At 74.3% G+C, this 14,673-nt stretch carries 15 protein-coding genes and 1 pseudogene; 8 read left to right on the top strand and 8 right to left on the bottom strand.

From position 1 onward, the window contains the following. Window positions 1–40 precede the first annotated feature (40 nt). The 3 genes from ACTMS0_RS23400 to ACTMS0_RS23390 all read left to right on the top strand — a co-directional run bounded on the left by ACTMS0_RS23400 (window position 41) and on the right by ACTMS0_RS23390 (window position 2,645). Entirely contained in the window at window positions 41–559 is a 519-nt protein-coding gene (locus tag ACTMS0_RS23400; RefSeq protein ID WP_441157401.1) for a SigE family RNA polymerase sigma factor, read from the top strand. Further along, window positions 556–1,839, top strand: a complete 1,284-nt coding sequence (locus ACTMS0_RS23395; protein ID WP_441157400.1) for a hypothetical protein — start codon at window positions 556–558, stop codon at window positions 1,837–1,839. The genes ACTMS0_RS23400 and ACTMS0_RS23395 overlap by 4 nt, the downstream gene beginning before the upstream one ends. Window positions 1,840–1,904: 65 nt before the next feature. Further along, entirely contained in the window at window positions 1,905–2,645 is a 741-nt protein-coding gene (locus ACTMS0_RS23390; protein WP_441157399.1) for a Clp protease N-terminal domain-containing protein, read from the top strand. 6 nt (window positions 2,646–2,651) lie between these two features. Here the strand turns inward: ACTMS0_RS23390 and ACTMS0_RS23385 are convergent, their stop codons facing one another. The 4 genes from ACTMS0_RS23385 to ACTMS0_RS23370 form a co-directional block, all read right to left on the bottom strand. Then, window positions 2,652–3,164, bottom strand: coding sequence for a hypothetical protein (locus ACTMS0_RS23385; protein ID WP_441157398.1), 513 nt, complete (start codon window positions 3,162–3,164; stop codon window positions 2,652–2,654). 92 nt (window positions 3,165–3,256) lie between these two features. After that, window positions 3,257–3,439, bottom strand: coding sequence for a hypothetical protein (locus ACTMS0_RS23380; protein WP_441157397.1), 183 nt, complete (start codon window positions 3,437–3,439; stop codon window positions 3,257–3,259). Window positions 3,440–3,469: 30 nt separating this feature from the next. Next, on the bottom strand, window positions 3,470–4,531 hold the full coding sequence (locus ACTMS0_RS23375) for a sensor histidine kinase (protein WP_441157396.1): 1,062 nt from the start codon (window positions 4,529–4,531) through the stop codon (window positions 3,470–3,472). Beyond that, window positions 4,524–5,219, bottom strand: coding sequence for a response regulator transcription factor (locus ACTMS0_RS23370; protein WP_441157395.1), 696 nt, complete (start codon window positions 5,217–5,219; stop codon window positions 4,524–4,526). Before ACTMS0_RS23370 ends, ACTMS0_RS23375 begins: the two co-directional genes overlap by 8 nt. 221 nt (window positions 5,220–5,440) lie before the next feature. Here ACTMS0_RS23370 and ACTMS0_RS23365 point away from each other — a divergent pair, with 221 nt between their 5' ends. Further along, on the top strand, window positions 5,441–6,103 hold the full coding sequence (locus ACTMS0_RS23365) for a GNAT family N-acetyltransferase (protein WP_441157394.1): 663 nt from the start codon (window positions 5,441–5,443) through the stop codon (window positions 6,101–6,103). Window positions 6,104–6,432: 329 nt separating this feature from the next. Beyond that, complete coding sequence (locus ACTMS0_RS23360) at window positions 6,433–6,792, top strand: STAS domain-containing protein (protein ID WP_441157393.1); 360 nt, start codon at window positions 6,433–6,435, stop codon at window positions 6,790–6,792. 7 nt (window positions 6,793–6,799) lie between these two features. On the opposite strand, the gene ACTMS0_RS23355 is transcribed toward ACTMS0_RS23360, so the two are convergent. Both ACTMS0_RS23355 and ACTMS0_RS23350 read right to left on the bottom strand, forming a co-directional pair. Next, window positions 6,800–8,002, bottom strand: coding sequence for a PP2C family protein-serine/threonine phosphatase (locus ACTMS0_RS23355; protein WP_441157392.1), 1,203 nt, complete (start codon window positions 8,000–8,002; stop codon window positions 6,800–6,802). A 115-nt stretch (window positions 8,003–8,117) separates the two neighbouring features. Beyond that, on the bottom strand, window positions 8,118–9,569 hold the full coding sequence (locus tag ACTMS0_RS23350; RefSeq protein ID WP_441157391.1) for a glycoside hydrolase family 3 N-terminal domain-containing protein: 1,452 nt from the start codon (window positions 9,567–9,569) through the stop codon (window positions 8,118–8,120). A gap of 166 nt (window positions 9,570–9,735) precedes the next feature. On the opposite strand from ACTMS0_RS23350, the gene ACTMS0_RS23345 reads away from it, so the two are divergent. Beyond that, window positions 9,736–10,911, top strand: a complete 1,176-nt coding sequence (locus ACTMS0_RS23345; RefSeq protein WP_441157390.1) for an ROK family transcriptional regulator — start codon at window positions 9,736–9,738, stop codon at window positions 10,909–10,911. A 118-nt stretch (window positions 10,912–11,029) separates the two neighbouring features. On the opposite strand, the gene ACTMS0_RS23340 is transcribed toward ACTMS0_RS23345, so the two are convergent. Both ACTMS0_RS23340 and ACTMS0_RS23335 read right to left on the bottom strand, forming a co-directional pair. Next, window positions 11,030–12,046, bottom strand: a complete 1,017-nt coding sequence (locus ACTMS0_RS23340; RefSeq protein ID WP_441157389.1) for an ABC transporter permease subunit — start codon at window positions 12,044–12,046, stop codon at window positions 11,030–11,032. Beyond that, complete coding sequence (locus tag ACTMS0_RS23335) at window positions 12,043–13,053, bottom strand: ABC transporter ATP-binding protein (protein WP_441157388.1); 1,011 nt, start codon at window positions 13,051–13,053, stop codon at window positions 12,043–12,045. Before ACTMS0_RS23335 ends, ACTMS0_RS23340 begins: the two co-directional genes overlap by 4 nt. A gap of 131 nt (window positions 13,054–13,184) precedes the next feature. On the opposite strand from ACTMS0_RS23335, the gene ACTMS0_RS23330 reads away from it, so the two are divergent. Together ACTMS0_RS23330 and ACTMS0_RS23325 are read left to right on the top strand one after the other, a co-directional pair. Next, window positions 13,185–14,027: an ABC transporter ATP-binding protein gene (locus tag ACTMS0_RS23330; RefSeq protein WP_441157387.1), complete on the top strand. Its 843-nt coding sequence runs from the start codon at window positions 13,185–13,187 to the stop codon at window positions 14,025–14,027. 29 nt (window positions 14,028–14,056) lie between these two features. Next, window positions 14,057–14,368 (top strand): annotated as a pseudogene (locus ACTMS0_RS23325) (PfkB family carbohydrate kinase); the annotation flags it as partial. Window positions 14,369–14,673: the final 305 nt, after the last annotated feature.

Here is a 14,673-nt window from a genome sequence, read left to right as displayed (position 1 = left end):
CCGTCTGAGGGTGGGACGTCACCGGTTGGAGGAGCGGCGAATGGCAGACGGCGACGACGAGTACGTCGAGTACGTCACGGCGCGGATACCCGCGCTGCGCCGGCTCGGTTGTCTCCTCACCGGGGACGAACACCGGGCCGACGACCTGGTCCAGCAGACCATCACCACGCTGTACGTGAAGTGGGCCCGCGCCCGCGCCGCGGACGACCTCGACCGGTACGTACGCACGATGCTCGTGCGTACCTTCATCGACGAGCGGCGGCGGGCGTGGTCACGGGTGCGGCTGTTCGCGGCGCCCCCGGAGCCGGCGGCGGTGCAGGACGCCGGCGCCGAGGACCGGGAGGTCCTCCGCGCCGCACTGGCGCGCGTGCCGCGTCGGCAGCAGGCCGTACTGGTGCTGCGGTTCATCTGCGACCTGCCGGTGAACGAGGTGGCGGAGATCCTGGGGTGTTCGCCCGGAACGGTGAAGAGCCAGACCTCGCACGGTCTGGCCGCCCTGCGCCGCCTGCTCGGCGAGCGGGCGCCTGTCGCGGCGACGAGAGAGAGGTACGCGGGATGACCGAGCGCGATCACGACCTGGGGCTGCTGTGGTTGCTGGACCGTGAGCCGTCCACCAGGTCCACCGTGGATGTAGGGCGGGCGATGGCCGAGGGCCGGCGGCGACGCCGGCTGCGGCGGGCATTCACGTACGTCGGTGCGGGCGGGATGAGCGTCGTCGTGGTGGCCGGCGGCACGCTGGCGGTGGCCGCGCTCCGGACCGACCAGCCGGACCGGTCGGCGAGCGCGCCCACCACGGCGCCGAGTGCGTCGGCCAGCGCCGAACCGACGCCGAGCGCGTCGGACCGGCCGACCGCCGCTCCGTCGGTCGCCGCGGCGCCTCCGCCACCGACCCGCTGCGCGATCTCGAAGCTCCCGGTTCCCGACGGCGTGACGATGGCCTTGGTGACCGGGGCCGACCCGACCGGGCGGATCCTGCTCGGCCGCTCGTACCCGCGCGACGGCGATCACCAGGTCCTCGTCTGGACGGCGGGCAAGGCGACGAAGGTGCCGATGCGGGGCTCCGACCAGACGCTGCACGACGTCACGACGGCCGGGCTCGCGGTGGGGGCGGCCCACCAGCGGCTGGGCGCCGGCGACGAGGGGTTCGGGCCGGTCCCGTACGCGTACGCCGAGGGGAGGCTGACCCGGCTGCGCGGCGTGACGTTCGGTTCGGCCAGGGCCGTCAACGAGGCCGGGAAGATCGTCGGGGTGGACGACCGGAGTCGCCGGCCGGTGGTCTGGGCGTCTCCGGCGAGCGAGGCGGTCCCCCTGCCGCTGCCGCGGGGGGCGGACGGCGGTGAGGCGCACGACGTCGACGAGGACGGCACGGTGGTCGGCACCGTCATCACCGACGGTGCCCGGACCGAGCGGCCGTACGTCTGGTTCCCGGACGGGTCGCACCGGGAACTGCCGCTGCCGAACGTCCAGGGGGTGACCGGCGCACGGGCGTTCACGGTCCGCAACGGTTGGGCGACCGGCGTGCTCGTCGGAACGCGGGGCGGCGCCGCGGCCTCGGCGGTCCGGTGGAACGTCCGCACCGGCGAGGTGCGGGTGTTCCCGGAGTTCGCCATCCGGGCCAGCACGGCGAACGCGCACGGCTGGCAGGTCGGAACCGACCCGCAGGGCCGCGGCCTGTTCCTCTCCGAGGCGGGACCGGTGACCCTGCCGGACCTGGTGAAGCACGAGCCGGGCGCGCTGACCAACATCGGGGAGACGGTGAGCGACGACGGACGCACGATCGGCGGCCAGGCCGACGACGCCTCCGGCACGATCCGAGCGGTGGTCTGGCGCTGCACGTGATGTCGATCGCGGAGTGCCGTCAACCGGTGGTTGACGGCACTCATGCGTCAACCTATGGTTGACGCATGACGGATCCGGTGCAGATGACGAACCCCGTACGCCTCGACGACCTCATCCACGGCATCAAGAAGGTGCACACCGACGCGCTCGACCAACTGGCCAGCGCGGTCGTCGTCGCTGACCACCTCGGCGAGCTCGCCGACCACCTGATCGGGCACTTCGTCGACCAGGCCCGGCGCTCGGGCGCCTCCTGGACGGAGATCGGCCGGAGCATGGGGGTGAGCAAGCAGGCCGCGCAGAAGCGGTTCGTGTCGAAGTCGGGCGACACGCAGATCGACCCGCAGGAGGGCTTCAACCGGTTCACGCCCCGGGCCCGCAACGTGGTGATGGCCTCCCAGAACGAGGCGCGGGCGACCGGACACCTCGAGATCCGCCCCGAGCACATCGTGCTGGGGCTGCTGGCCGAGCCGGAGGCGCTCGCCGCGAAGGCGATCGTCGCGCAGGGCGTGTCCCTGGAGCGGGTGCGCGAGGCCGCGACCGCCGCGCTGTCGCCGGCGCCCGGCGGCGAGGTGCCGGCGCTGATCCCGTACGACGCGCAGAGCAAGAAGGCGCTGGAGTTGACGTTCCGGGAGGCGCTGCGGCTCGGGCACAACTACATCGGCACCGAGCACATCCTGCTCGCCCTGCTGGAGCAGGAGGACGGCGACGGCGTGCTGTCCGGCCTGGGCGTCGACAAGGCGACCGCCGAGGCGCACCTGACCGCGGCGGTCGCGGCGGCCGTCAAGCAGACGACCGCCGACGAGTGACGACGGTCAGGCGGGGAAGCCGTACCGGGCGGCGTGCTCCGGGTCGGCCGGGTCGATCTGGCGCAGCCCGGCGTCGGCGAGGCGTTTGTTGACCTCGTCGAGCCGCTCGCGCACCAGCCGGGCCTCCTCCTCGGTGACCCGGCCCCGGTGCGGCCTGCCCGCGTGCTCGATCGTGCCGTAGTCGACCTTCTCGGCGGCCCGGCGTGTCTTCGGCGGGCGTACCCGCTCGGCGGTCTTCAGCAGTTGCGCCATCGGCACGTCGGTGGCCATCGAGTCGAACTCGCTGGCGGTCAGCACCACCCGGCGGGGCTCGCCGCCGCCGTGCCGGTCGTGGATCTCGACGACCGCGACGTCCAGGGCGGCGTCGTCGATGCTCTCCACCTCGACCGGGGTGGCGTCCAGCTGCACGGGCCCGGCCACCAGGTCAGGGTGTTCCAGAACGACGACGCGGACGGCCTCGTCGTCGGGCTGGAGCACCGTGCCGCTGAAGTCGGAGACGCGGATCGTCTTCTTGCCCATGCGCGGAGCTTCTCCTGTCGTAGGCCGGTCGAAGGACCAGAAGACGTTACCCGACAGGTGTGCGAAAGCCCGCGCTGGCTCGCCGCCGTGCGTCAGCGGGTGTTGAGGTTGTGGGTGGAGGTGCCGGCGGGCAGGCGGTTCAGCTCACCCCAGGTGAGCGTGGCCGTGCGGTTGCCCCGGTACGGCGGCTGGGCCGGGAACCGTCCCGCGACCCCGGTGTCCGGCCAGAGCAGCTCGGGGTCGTGTTGGTAACGGTCATTCGGCTGATTCGGCATGACCCTACCGTCCCAAAGAAAGTTGTACGTCTATGGAAATAGATATGACGGTCGATCGATGCCGCCGGTTCCCGCGAGCGGCAACCGGATCTCGAATCGACAGCCGTCGGTGATGTTCTTGACCTGTACCCGCCCGCCGTGGGCTTCAACCAACCCCCGCACGATCGCCAGCCCCAGCCCGCCCGAACTGGCGGGTGCGCCGTCGCCGGGGCGCGGGGTACGCGCCGGCTCGCCCCGGAAGGCGACGTCGAAGACCCGGGGCAGATCCTCCTCCGGGATGCCGCCGCAGGTGTCCGCCACGGCGAGCCAGGCGCTGTCGGTGTCGCACCCGGCGTCCACCCGGACCGTGCCGTCCGACGGCGTGTAGCGGACCGCGTTGAGCAGCAGGTTGCCCACCACCCGGGCCAGTTCCGGCTCGCTGGCCAGCACGGTGGGCCAGCCCGAGTCGGGGGCCTCCAGGCGGACCCGGCGGGCGGCGGCCACCGGCGCCGTGCTGGCGAGCGCGTCGGAGACCACGTCGCCCAGCGGGACGGCCGACAGCGTCAGCCGCAACGCGCCCGCGTTGATGCGGGAGAGCTCGAACAGGTCGTCCACCAGGCGGGTCATCCGGTCGGTCTCCACCCGGATCCGGCGGTGGTACTCGTCCACCGTCGCCGGGTCGTCGACCACCCGGTCCTCCAGCGCCTCGGCCATCGCCCGCAGCCCGGCGAGGGGGGTCCGCAGGTCGTGCGAGACCCAGGCGACGAGGTCGCGCCGTCCCTGCTCGATCCGTCGTTCCCGCTGCCGGGCCTGATCGGCCCAGACCGCCGCGGTGGCCAGCCGTCGCCCGAACATCCAGCCCACCGCGAGGCTCACCGCGGCCGCGGCGGCCACGGTGATCAGCACCACGTCCCGGTCGTGCGCGGAGAGGAACATCGCCTCGGCGACCGCCGCGACGCCGGCCACCACCGCGGTGACGGTGACCGCCAAGAGGGCGACGATGTGGACGGTGATGGACCGCCCGCGCAGCAGGCGCAGGACGGGCGCGCCGACCGCACCCACGCAGAGTGCCGCGACGAGCGCGAACGCGAAGATCAGCGCGAGATCACGCATCGGTGGGCTCGTAGCGGTAGCCGACGCCCCACACGGTCACGATCCGCCGGGGGTTCGCCGGGTCGGCCTCGACCTTCTCCCGCAGCCGCCGGACGTGCACGGTGACCGTCGACTGGTCGCCGAAGCTCCAGCCCCACACCCGTTCCAGCAGTTCGGCCCGGCGGAACGCCCGCGCCGGGTGCCGCATCAGGTGCGCCAGCAGGTCGAACTCCCGCACCGTGAGGGTCAGCTCGCGGCCGTGCAGCCGGGCCACCCGGGGGCCGGTCTCGACCACCAGGTCGCCGTCGCGCAGCACGTCCGGCGGCGCGGTGGCGGGCTCGCCGCCGGTGCGCCGCAGCACCGACCGGACCCGCAGCACCAGCTCGCGGGGGGAGAAGGGCTTGCCCAGGTAGTCGTCGGCCCCCAGTTGCAGGCCGAGGATCCGGTCGGCCTCGTCGCCGCGCGCGGTGAGCATGATGATGGGTACGCCGTCCGGCCGCGCGCGCAGCCGCCGGCAGACCTCCAGCCCGTCGAGCCCCGGCAGCATCAGATCGAGGACGACGAGGTGCGGCGGCTCGGTGGCCACGGCGGCGAGCGCCGAGACGCCGTCGCCGACGTGCGTGACGTGGTAGCCGGCGTGCTCCAGGTAACGGCAGACCACGTCGCTGACCGTCCGGTCGTCGTCGACGACCAGCACCCGCTGCGCCACCGGACCTCCCTCGTGTCGGGCCAGCCTAGCCATGGCCGGCCGGGACGAACCTTGCGAGTCGATTACGCCTCGGCGCAGTGACCGACGTCCCTCGCAGATACCCCCCCGGCGGGCACCACTGAGGCGGGCGGTACCGCAGGCGGGCAAGGGTGCCTCGGGGGCGGCGCGGTCGGCGTACGGTGATCGCCGGAGTGACGACCAGGGGCCGGAGGGAGGAGCCCATGCGCGACCGGCGACTCCACCTGCACCTGGCCACGTGGCTCGGCCAGTGGCCCGCCGGCCCCGGCCTGCACGTCGTCGGATCACACCGCCGGGCGCAGCCCGCCTGGGACGGCCGGCTCCGCCCGGCGATCGCCGTCTCCGCCGGGGCGACCACCGTGCTGTCCGTGGCGCCGGACCGGGTCGCCGCCGCCCGCGACCTGGCCCGGGGCTCCATGCGGCGGCTGCTGTCCGGCCTGCCGGCGGCCGTCGGTCACCCCGGGTGGGCGGTGCACGACGACGTGCTCCGGTGGAGCCTCGCGCCGACGCCGCTGCCCGACGTCGGGGAGTGGGTCCCCCCGACCACACCGGGCCTGCCGCCCTGGCTGCGGCTGTTCGACCGGCCGGTGCTGGTGGTGCGGGACGACCGGGGGCGGTACCTGTCGGGCGTGGGGATCAAGCGGCACGACGCGTACGGCCGGGAGTTGGCGGTCGGGACCGTGCCGGCGGCACGCGGGCGCGGCCTGGCCCGGCGGCTGGTCGCCCAGGCGGCCCGGCGCGTGCTCGACGAGGGAGCCGTGCCGACGTACCTGCACGACCGGCGCAACGCCGCCTCCGCCCGGGTCGCCGAGGCGGCCGGCTTCCCCGACCGGGGCTGGCGGTCGTTCGGCGTCTACCCGAGCTGACCCGTCGGCAGGGCGCGGACCGGAGTTCCCGGGCCGGATCCCCGGTCCGCGCCCTTCCCCCCAGGCCCCGTGTCGGCGTCCGACGGGCGCGCCGGACACCGTGTGTATCGATCACGCTACGTATCCATTGGCTCGACGGCAAGGGTCATGCGCGCAGGTCGGAGTGTCGAGAAACAGACTCTGACCTGCGGAGAAGCGGCCGGGCACGGATGCCGAGCGGTGATGCGGCGTGTGACGGGCGACGCCGGGGAGCCGTACGCGCTCACCGTGCCGGTTGCGGTGGTGATCGGTATGGTGGGCGGACGATGTCAGGCGGAGGCGAGGGCGCAGTGAGGCGGTCCACCGGTGCCGGCCCGGGCGGGGATCCCGGCCGGGTCACGCTGCGTCCGACGGGCGAGGTCGACATCTCGACGGCGGACGCCCTCGAAGCCACGCTCGCCGACGCGCTGGCCCGCCCGGGCCTGCGCGAGGTCGTGGTCGGCCTGGCCGACGTGCCCTTCCTGGACTCCAGCGGCGTACGCGTGCTCGTGCTGGCCGCCACCGCCGCCCGGGAGCGGGGTGCCGTCCTGCGGGTGACCGATCCGCAGCCGGTGGTGGCCCGCGTCCTGCAGATCACCGCGGTGGGCCCGCTGCTCGGCCTGCCCGACCCGGCCGGGGCCGAGGGTCCCACCTGGCGCCGCCTGACCTGACAGTCGGTCAGGGCTCGGTGATGGCCGCGGCCCGCTCGGACCACTCCACGAGCAGCAGCGTGGCGTCGTCCCGGGTCGGCCCGGCCTGGTACCCGCTCACCGCGTGGCTGATCCGCCGCAGCGTCTCCGGTCCGGGCAGGCCGGAGCGGATGTGCCGCTCGGCGAGGTCGGCGAGGCGTGGCAGTCCGAACAGGTCACCCGCCGTGTCGCGGGCCTCGGTCACCCCGTCGGTGTGCAGCAGGAGCCGGTCACCCGGCTCCAGGCGGACGTGCGCCACGTCCGTACGGTCGTTCCGAAGGCCCAACGGGAGACGCCGCCCCTCGGCGAGGGTCTGCACGGCTCGACCCTGGCGCAGCAGGACCGGCGCTGGATGGCCCGCGTTGACGTACCGGAGCGCACCGGTGTCCGTGTCGAACTCGGCGAGGACGGCGGTCACGAAGCGGGCGTCGGTCCACTGGCCGGCGATGGCGGCGTCGACCGCCCGGGCCTGCCCGACCAGGTCGGCCGCGGCCCGCCGGGCGGCGCGCAACGCGGACAGCGCCACCGAGGTGGTGAGCACCGCCGGCAGGCCGTGGCCCACGCCGTCGAGGAGCGCCAGCGACACCGTCGCGCCGTTGAGGGCGTAGTCGAAGGCGTCGCCGCCGACCTCGTAGCAGGGTTCGAGGATCGCACTGATCGCGGTGTTCGAGGTGGCGAAGGTGAGCGGCGGGAGCAACTGCCAGAGCAGTTCGGCCGAGAGCGCCATGGGCCGGCTGCGGCGCGCCCGGTGCAGGCCGTCCCCGTACGCGCTCTTGCTCGTCACCAGGTGACCGACCAGGCCGGCGATCAGGCGGAGCCCGTCGCGCGGCGCCTCGTCGGCCGGGTCCACGTCCTCGGGCAGGAACGCCTCCAACAACCCCAGCCGGTCGGTGCCGTTCACGATCGGCAGCCACAGCCGGGGCGGCGGGCCGTGCCCGGCGTGCACCTCCACCTGCGTGAAGGCCCGGCCGGCCAGGCTGGTGTCGATGGGCAGCGGCTCGGGCGCCGCGCGGCCGGGTTCGGGCAGGGGACGCAGGTCGTCCTGCTCCGCGTCGACCAGGTAGATGGTCACCGAGACCCGAAGCGGCCGGAGTGCGGCGTTCACCGCGACCGGCAGGTCGTCGGGCGGCGCCCGGTGCGATCGGTGGGCGAGGTCGGCGAACGCCCGGAGCCATGGTTCGGTCGCGGTCATCCGACCCGCATACCCGTACCCGTGCCGTCGGATGCACGGCCCGGCGCGCGCTCTGCACCCGGGCCCTCGCCCGTCGCCGGCCGGATCCCGGCGACCGGGGGCGGGCCGGCCCCCCTCAGCCGGCCAGGCCGAGGGCCTCGGCGGCGGCGCGCCCGTTGGCGTGGCTCGCCCCGTACGTGGTGACGAAGGCGCGGACGCCGACCGGCCGCCATTGCGCGGGCCAGCCCATCTCGACCACCGCCACCGGGTGCTGCGCGGCCAGCGCGGCGACCAGGTCGGCGGCGCCCGGCAACCGGTGCAGGTGCCGGCCGACCAGGACGATCGGCCGGTCGCCGGCGAGCGCGCGCAGGGTCGCCGGGTCGGTCTCGGCGGCCACCACCCGCAGTTCCTCCGCCTCGGCGAGGTGCGGCCCGAGGCCCCACGGCACCCGCCCCTCGGCGATGGTGGAGGTCGAGTGCAGTTGCACCACCAGGGGACGGTCCAGCCCGGTCAGCACGCCCTCCACCCGCACGGCGCGCCGCGCGGCCGCGTACCCCAGGTCGGCGGGCGCAGCCCCGACGGTGCCGGCGGCCCGGGTCCAGGCGGCGAGGTCCGCGGTGCGGCCGGCCGCCTCCTCGACGCGCGCCCGGTCCAGCCGGCCGTCGCCGAGCGCGGCGACGATCTCCGCCGCGACCTGCTCCACCAGGTCGGCGTCGACCTTGGCGCCGATGCAGAGCAGGTCCGCCCCGGCGGCGAGGGCCCGGACGGCGGCCGGGCCCACGCCGCCGGCGGCCACGGCGGCGCCCTTCATCTCCAGGGCGTCGGTGACGATCGTGCCGGTGAAGCCGTACTCGCCCCGCAGCAGGTCCACCAGGACCGCGCGGCTGAAGGTGGCCGGGCCGTCCCCGGTCAGCACCGGGACCCGGATGTGGGCGGTCATCACCGCCCGCACCCCGGCGGCGACCACGGCGGCGAACGGCGGCAGGTCCCGCTCGCGGAGCACGTCCACGGGCACGTCGACGGTCGGCAGTTCGTAGTGGGAGTCGGCGACGGTCGCGCCGTGGCCGGGGAAGTGCTTGGCGCAGGCGGCGACGCCGGCCGCCTGGAGGCCGGCCACCGCCGCGGCGGCGTGCGCCGCCACCCTGACCGGGTCGGCGCCGAACGACCGGGTGCCGATCACCGGGTTCTCGTCGGCGCTGTTCACGTCGACGGTCGGGGCGAGGTTGACGGTGATGCCGAGGGTGGCGAGTTCCGCGCCGATCGCCTCGTGGACGCGCCGGGTCAGCGCCACGTCGCCGATCGCGCCGAGTGCGGCGTTGCCCGGGTACGGGCTGCCGGTGGCGTGGGCGAGCCGGGTGACGTCCCCGCCCTCCTCGTCGATCGCGATCAGCACGTCCGACCGGGCGGCGCGCAGCGTGGCCGTGCTCGCCGCCACCTGCGCCGGGTTGTGGACGTTCGTGCCGAACAGGGTGTGCCCGGCGAGCCCTTCGGCCACCAGGTCGACGGCCCAGTCCGGCGGGACCGGGCCCGGGTACGCGGCGAGCAGCGTGCCCAGCGCGAGCCGGCGGAGTCCTGGATCCAGCCCCACTGATCTTCCCCTTTCGGTGCCCGGTGGCACGGACGTCGTCCCGGAGGCGGTCACCGGCGTACCGGGTCGGCCGAACACTCCGGTCGCAGGTGGCCGATACGCTACGGCTACCCGTTCGCAGGTCGGTTTACAGTTAGCAAACTTTATAGAATCTCGAGGACGTTGCATGAGTGCGACCCGGCTCCCCGGCACCCCCCGTCTGTTGCGGGCGCTCAACGACCGCGCGGCACTGGAACTGCTGCTGGAGCGCGGCCCGCTGACCCGCGCCCGACTGGGCGAGCTGACCGGGCTGTCCAAGGTCACCGCCTCCCAGCTGGTCGAGCGCCTGGAGGAGCGGGGGCTGGTCACCCGGGTCGGCGAGCAGGCCGGCGGGCGGGGCCCGAACGCCCAGCTGTACGCCGTCCGCCCGGGCAGCGCCCACGTCGTGGGCGTGGACGTGGGGCCGGACCGGGTGGTCGCGGCCTGCGCCGACATCACCGGGGCGGTGATCGGTCGCGTCGAGCAGTCGACGCGGGACACCGACGACCCGGTGGGCGTGGTGCACAACGCCGTCGTCCGGGTGGCGAGCAGCGCGCAGGCGCAGCTGTCGAGCGTACGGCGGATCGTGCTGGGCACCCCGGGTCTGGTCGATCCGGCCAGCGGCGACATCACCTTCGCGTTCAACCTGCCGCGCTGGCACGCCGGCCTGCTCGCCGCCCTTCGGGAGGACCTGCACACCCCGGTGGTCTTCGAGAACGACGTCAACCTGGCCGCGATGGCCGAGGCGCAGTCCGGCGCGGCGCAGGGCGTGCCCGACTTCGTGCTGGTCTGGGTCGGTGCCGGCGTGGGTCTGGCGATCATGCTCGGCGGCCGGTTGCACCACGGCAGCAGCGGCGCCGCGGGCGAGATCGGCTACCTGCCGGTGCCCGGCGCGCCCATCCCGCGCGACGTCTCCCGCCGGGCGAAGCCGGCCTTCCAGCAGCTCGTCGGCGGTGACACGGTCCTGGCGCTGGCGGCCGAGCACGGGTACCGGGACGACACCGCGGCCGGGGCGGTGCGGGCGGCGATCGCCGACGGCGCGGCCGGTGGCCCGCTGCTCGACGAGTTGGCCCGCCGGCTCGCCCTGGGTGTGGCGAGCACCTGCGTCGTGCTGGACCCGCCGCTGGTGGTGCTGGCCGGAGATGTCGGCCAGGCCGGCGGCGTGGCGCTCGCCGAGCGGGTGCAGCACGAGGTCGCGGCGATCACGCTCGTCCGCCCACGGGTGGTGCCGACCGGGCTGACCGAGGAGCCGATCCTGCGGGGCGCCCTGCACACCGCCCTGGAGGCCGTCCGGGACGAGGTGTTCGGCTCCACGGTCGGCTGACCGGGTGTCGCCGCCGTCCGCCATGTGAAGAAATATTTCACCCCTGGCTGGCGGACTGCAAGGTCTTGCCGCAGCCCGCCGGCCAGGCGACGTGCGTCACCGGGCCCGGCGACGTGCGTCAGATGAGATCGCGGCGGCGGAACACCGCGAAGGCCGCCGCGGTCAGGCCGCCGGCGAGCAGCAGCAGGACCACCAGGCCCGGCCGCCAGGTCAGCACGTACGTGCCGTCGCAGAACCCGCCGTACGGATCGGTGCAGCCGCGGCGGTCCCAGAACTCGGCCTGGCCGGCCAGCCACGCGCCCAGGTAGCTGGAGAACATCAGCTGGTCGGGGCGGCCCACCGAGAGGATCTCCATCACCAGCCGGGCCCCCAGCTCCCAGACCACCGCGTACGCGGCGACCGCGCCGAGCGCCGCCGAGGTGTGCCGGCCCAGCGTGGCGATGGCGAAGCCGATCGCGGTGGACAGCAGCACCACGACCAGGCCGCGCGCCCAGACGGCGCCCAGGTCGGACCAGAAGTCCCCGTCCACCGGGCCGACGTAGCCGTCGACAAGGGCGATCATCCAGAACGTGGCGAGGTACGCCACCGAGGCCAGCAGGGACAGCAGAAGCACCACCGCCATGAGCGTGCCGAGCTTCGCGCCGAGCACCGCGATCCGGCGAGGTCGCCACAGCAGCAGGTTCACCACCCCGCCGGAGTTCAGGTCGGCCCCGATGTAGGAGGCCCCGACCAGGAAACCGAAGAGCACGAGGAAGGCGATCAGGAAGTACAGGAGGGGTCGGGTGTCCCGGCTGAAGGTGAAGACCTCGACGAGATGGTCGGCGGCCACCGGCAACCGCTCGCGCAGGGCGGGATCCACCTCGCTGCAGTCCGCCGGGTAGTAGCCGCCGTCGAAGGGCTCGGACGGCAGCTCGCCCCGCTGCCGGGCCAGGCACCGCTCGTGGTGCAGCTCCATCTCGCGCCGCTCGCTGTCGGCTCTCTGCTGGGCGACCGTCATCTCGTCCGGGGTCGGCCGGTGGGAGATGGCCACATTCGTCAGCGCGGTCACGCCGAACGCCAGCACCAGCAGGACGAGCATCAGCTGGACGAAGCGCCGGGCCCCGAGGCGTTCCAACTCGGCACGGACCAGGTTCACGCGTCCACTCCCTTGCGTCCCAGGTCGGTCACGTCGTCGCGGGCCTCCGCGGCGGATTCCGTGGAGCCGTCCACCTGCCGGGGCACCGCCGGGTGCGCGACCGGCCCGGTCAGCTCGAGGAACACGCTCTCGAGATCCGGCCGGAGCGGCGTCAGCTCGCGGACCCAGACACCCTGCTCGCCGAGGGTCCGGCTGACCGCGGTGGCGTCGTCGACACCGTGCACCACCAGGTGGTCGGGGTGTTGGGTGACCGTGAGGTCGGCCACGCGCAGCAGCTCCGCCGCCCGGTCGGGCTCGTCGACCCGGACCAGCACCTCGTGCCGGTCGAAGCCGGCCAGCACCTCGTCCACGCGTCCCGCCGCCACCCGGCGGCCCTGCGAGATGATGGTCACGTGGTCGCAGATCACCTGGATCTCGGCGAGGATGTGGCTGGAGACCAGCACGGTCACGCCCGAGTCGGCCAGCGTCCGCATCAGGTCCCGCATCTCTCGGATGCCGGCCGGGTCCAACCCGTTCGCCGGTTCGTCGAGGATCAGCAGCTCCGGGCTCTTGAGCAGGGCCGACGCCACCGCGAGGCGCTGCTTCATGCCCAGCGAGTAGCCCTTCACCCGCTCGTGGCCCCGGTCGCGCAGGCCCACCTGCTCCAGCACCTCGTCGATCCGGCTGGTCGGCACGCCCCCGGCGCGGGCCAGCAGTCGCAGCGTCCGGTGTGCGGTGAAGTTGCCGAAGAACTGGGGGCTCTCCACGATCGCACCCACCCGGGCGGTGACCCGGGGCAGGTGCTCCGGCGAGTCCTCGCCGAGCACCCGCATCCGGCCCTCGTCCGCTCGTACCAGCCCGAGCAGGGCGCGCAGGGTGGTCGTCTTGCCCGACCCGTTCGGCCCCAGGAAACCGTGCACCTGGCCGGCCTCCACGAGCAGGTCGAACCCGTCGACCGCCACCCGGCGCCCGCGCCGCAGGCTGTGGAAGGTCTTCCGCAGACCCTCGATCTCGATGACCGCGCTCATCCGCGCGGCTCCATGCTCGGAACGGGCATCGGCGGTCCTCCGGTGGGGGTGATCAACGACACGGCGCCTCAGCCTAGGGCCGGCACGCCGCCCGTGGGGGGCACCCCGGCGGTGCGTGGTTGGATGGGCTCGTGACTGGTGACCTGATCCCCGGCGCGACCGGCGCCGCTGCCGCCCCCTCGCCCGTGGACGCGGATCTGGTGGTCAGCCTCGACGGCGTCGGCGTACGCCGCTCCGGCACGGCCCTTCTGCACGACCTGGACTGGCGGGTCGAGCTGGACGAGCGGTGGGTGGTCCTCGGCCCCAACGGCGCCGGCAAGACGACCCTGCTCAACCTCGCCTCCGGGCGGCTGCACCCCACCACCGGCACCGCCCACGTGCTCGGCGAGCGGATCGGCCGCACCGACGTGACCGAGCTGCGGACCCGCATCGGGCTCTCCACCGCCGCCCTGGCCGAGCGGATCCCCGCCGACGAGCGGGTCGCCGACGTGGTGGTCACCGCCGCGTGGTCGGTCGTCGGCCGGTGGCGGGAGAGCTACGAGCGCGGCGACGAGGCACGAGCCCGGGCCCTGCTCGGCCAACTCGGGGTCGGCGCGCTGGCCGACCGCCCCTACGGCACCCTCTCCGAGGGCGAGCGCAAGCGGGTGCAGATCGCCCGCGCGCTGATGACCGACCCGGAACTGCTGCTGCTCGACGAGCCCGCCGCCGGGCTCGACCTGGGTGGCCGGGAGGACCTGGTCGCCCGGCTCGCCGAGCTGGCGTACGACCCGGACGCCCCGGCGCTGGTGCTGGTCACCCACCACGTGGAGGAGATCCCGCCCGGCTTCACCCACGCGCTCCTGCTACGCGAGGGCGGCGTGGTGGCGCAGGGGCTGCTCGGCGAGACGCTGACCGGGGACAACCTCTCCAAGACCTTCGGCCTGCCCCTGCTGGTCGAACGCCACGGCGACCGGTACACCGCCCGCGCCGCCTGAGTTTCCCCATGACACCGGGAGGTGTCCACGTGCCGCAGACCCGCGTCGTCGTCGTGGGCAGCGCCAACATGGACCTCGTGGCGACCGCCCCGGCCCTGCCGAGGCCGGGCGAGACCCTGCTCGGCACCGACTTCGTCATGGTGCCGGGCGGCAAGGGCGCCAACCAGGCCGTCGCCGCCGTGCGGGCCGGCGCGTCCTGCGCGTTCCTCGGCGCCATCGGCTCCGACTCGTTCGGCGTCACCCTCCGCGCCCGGATCACCGCCGCCGGGGTGGACACCAGCCACCTGCGGGTGGCGTACGGCACCTCGGGCGTCGCGTTGGTGATGGTCAACGCCGAGGGGTTGCTAACCGCTGTCGGATGAGCCTTCTATAGTGGTCGATGGCGCGCTGTGGTGCTCCACGATGAGCGTCGTTCGCTGGCTGGTTGCGGTCGAGTCATTCGGTGACCGCTTCGGTGATGATTTCGTTGCCGGATCGGCCGGTCAGTGCGTTGACCACTCGAAGTCGTTGTGCCACCGCGGCGGGCGGGCCTCCACGTTGTGGCCATGCCGCGATGGCATCGTGGTGGCATGAGGGTGATCCAGGCGTACCGGTTCGCCCTCGATCTGACCCCCGCGCAGGAGCGGGCGGTGCTGGCGCACGCTGG

The sequence above is a fragment of the Micromonospora sp. H33 genome (genome assembly GCF_052068455.1).
Lineage (GTDB): Bacteria > Actinomycetota > Actinomycetes > Mycobacteriales > Micromonosporaceae > Micromonospora.
The sequence above is the reverse complement of the archived record's forward strand: the minus strand, read 5'-3'. Positions and strand labels throughout refer to the sequence as shown.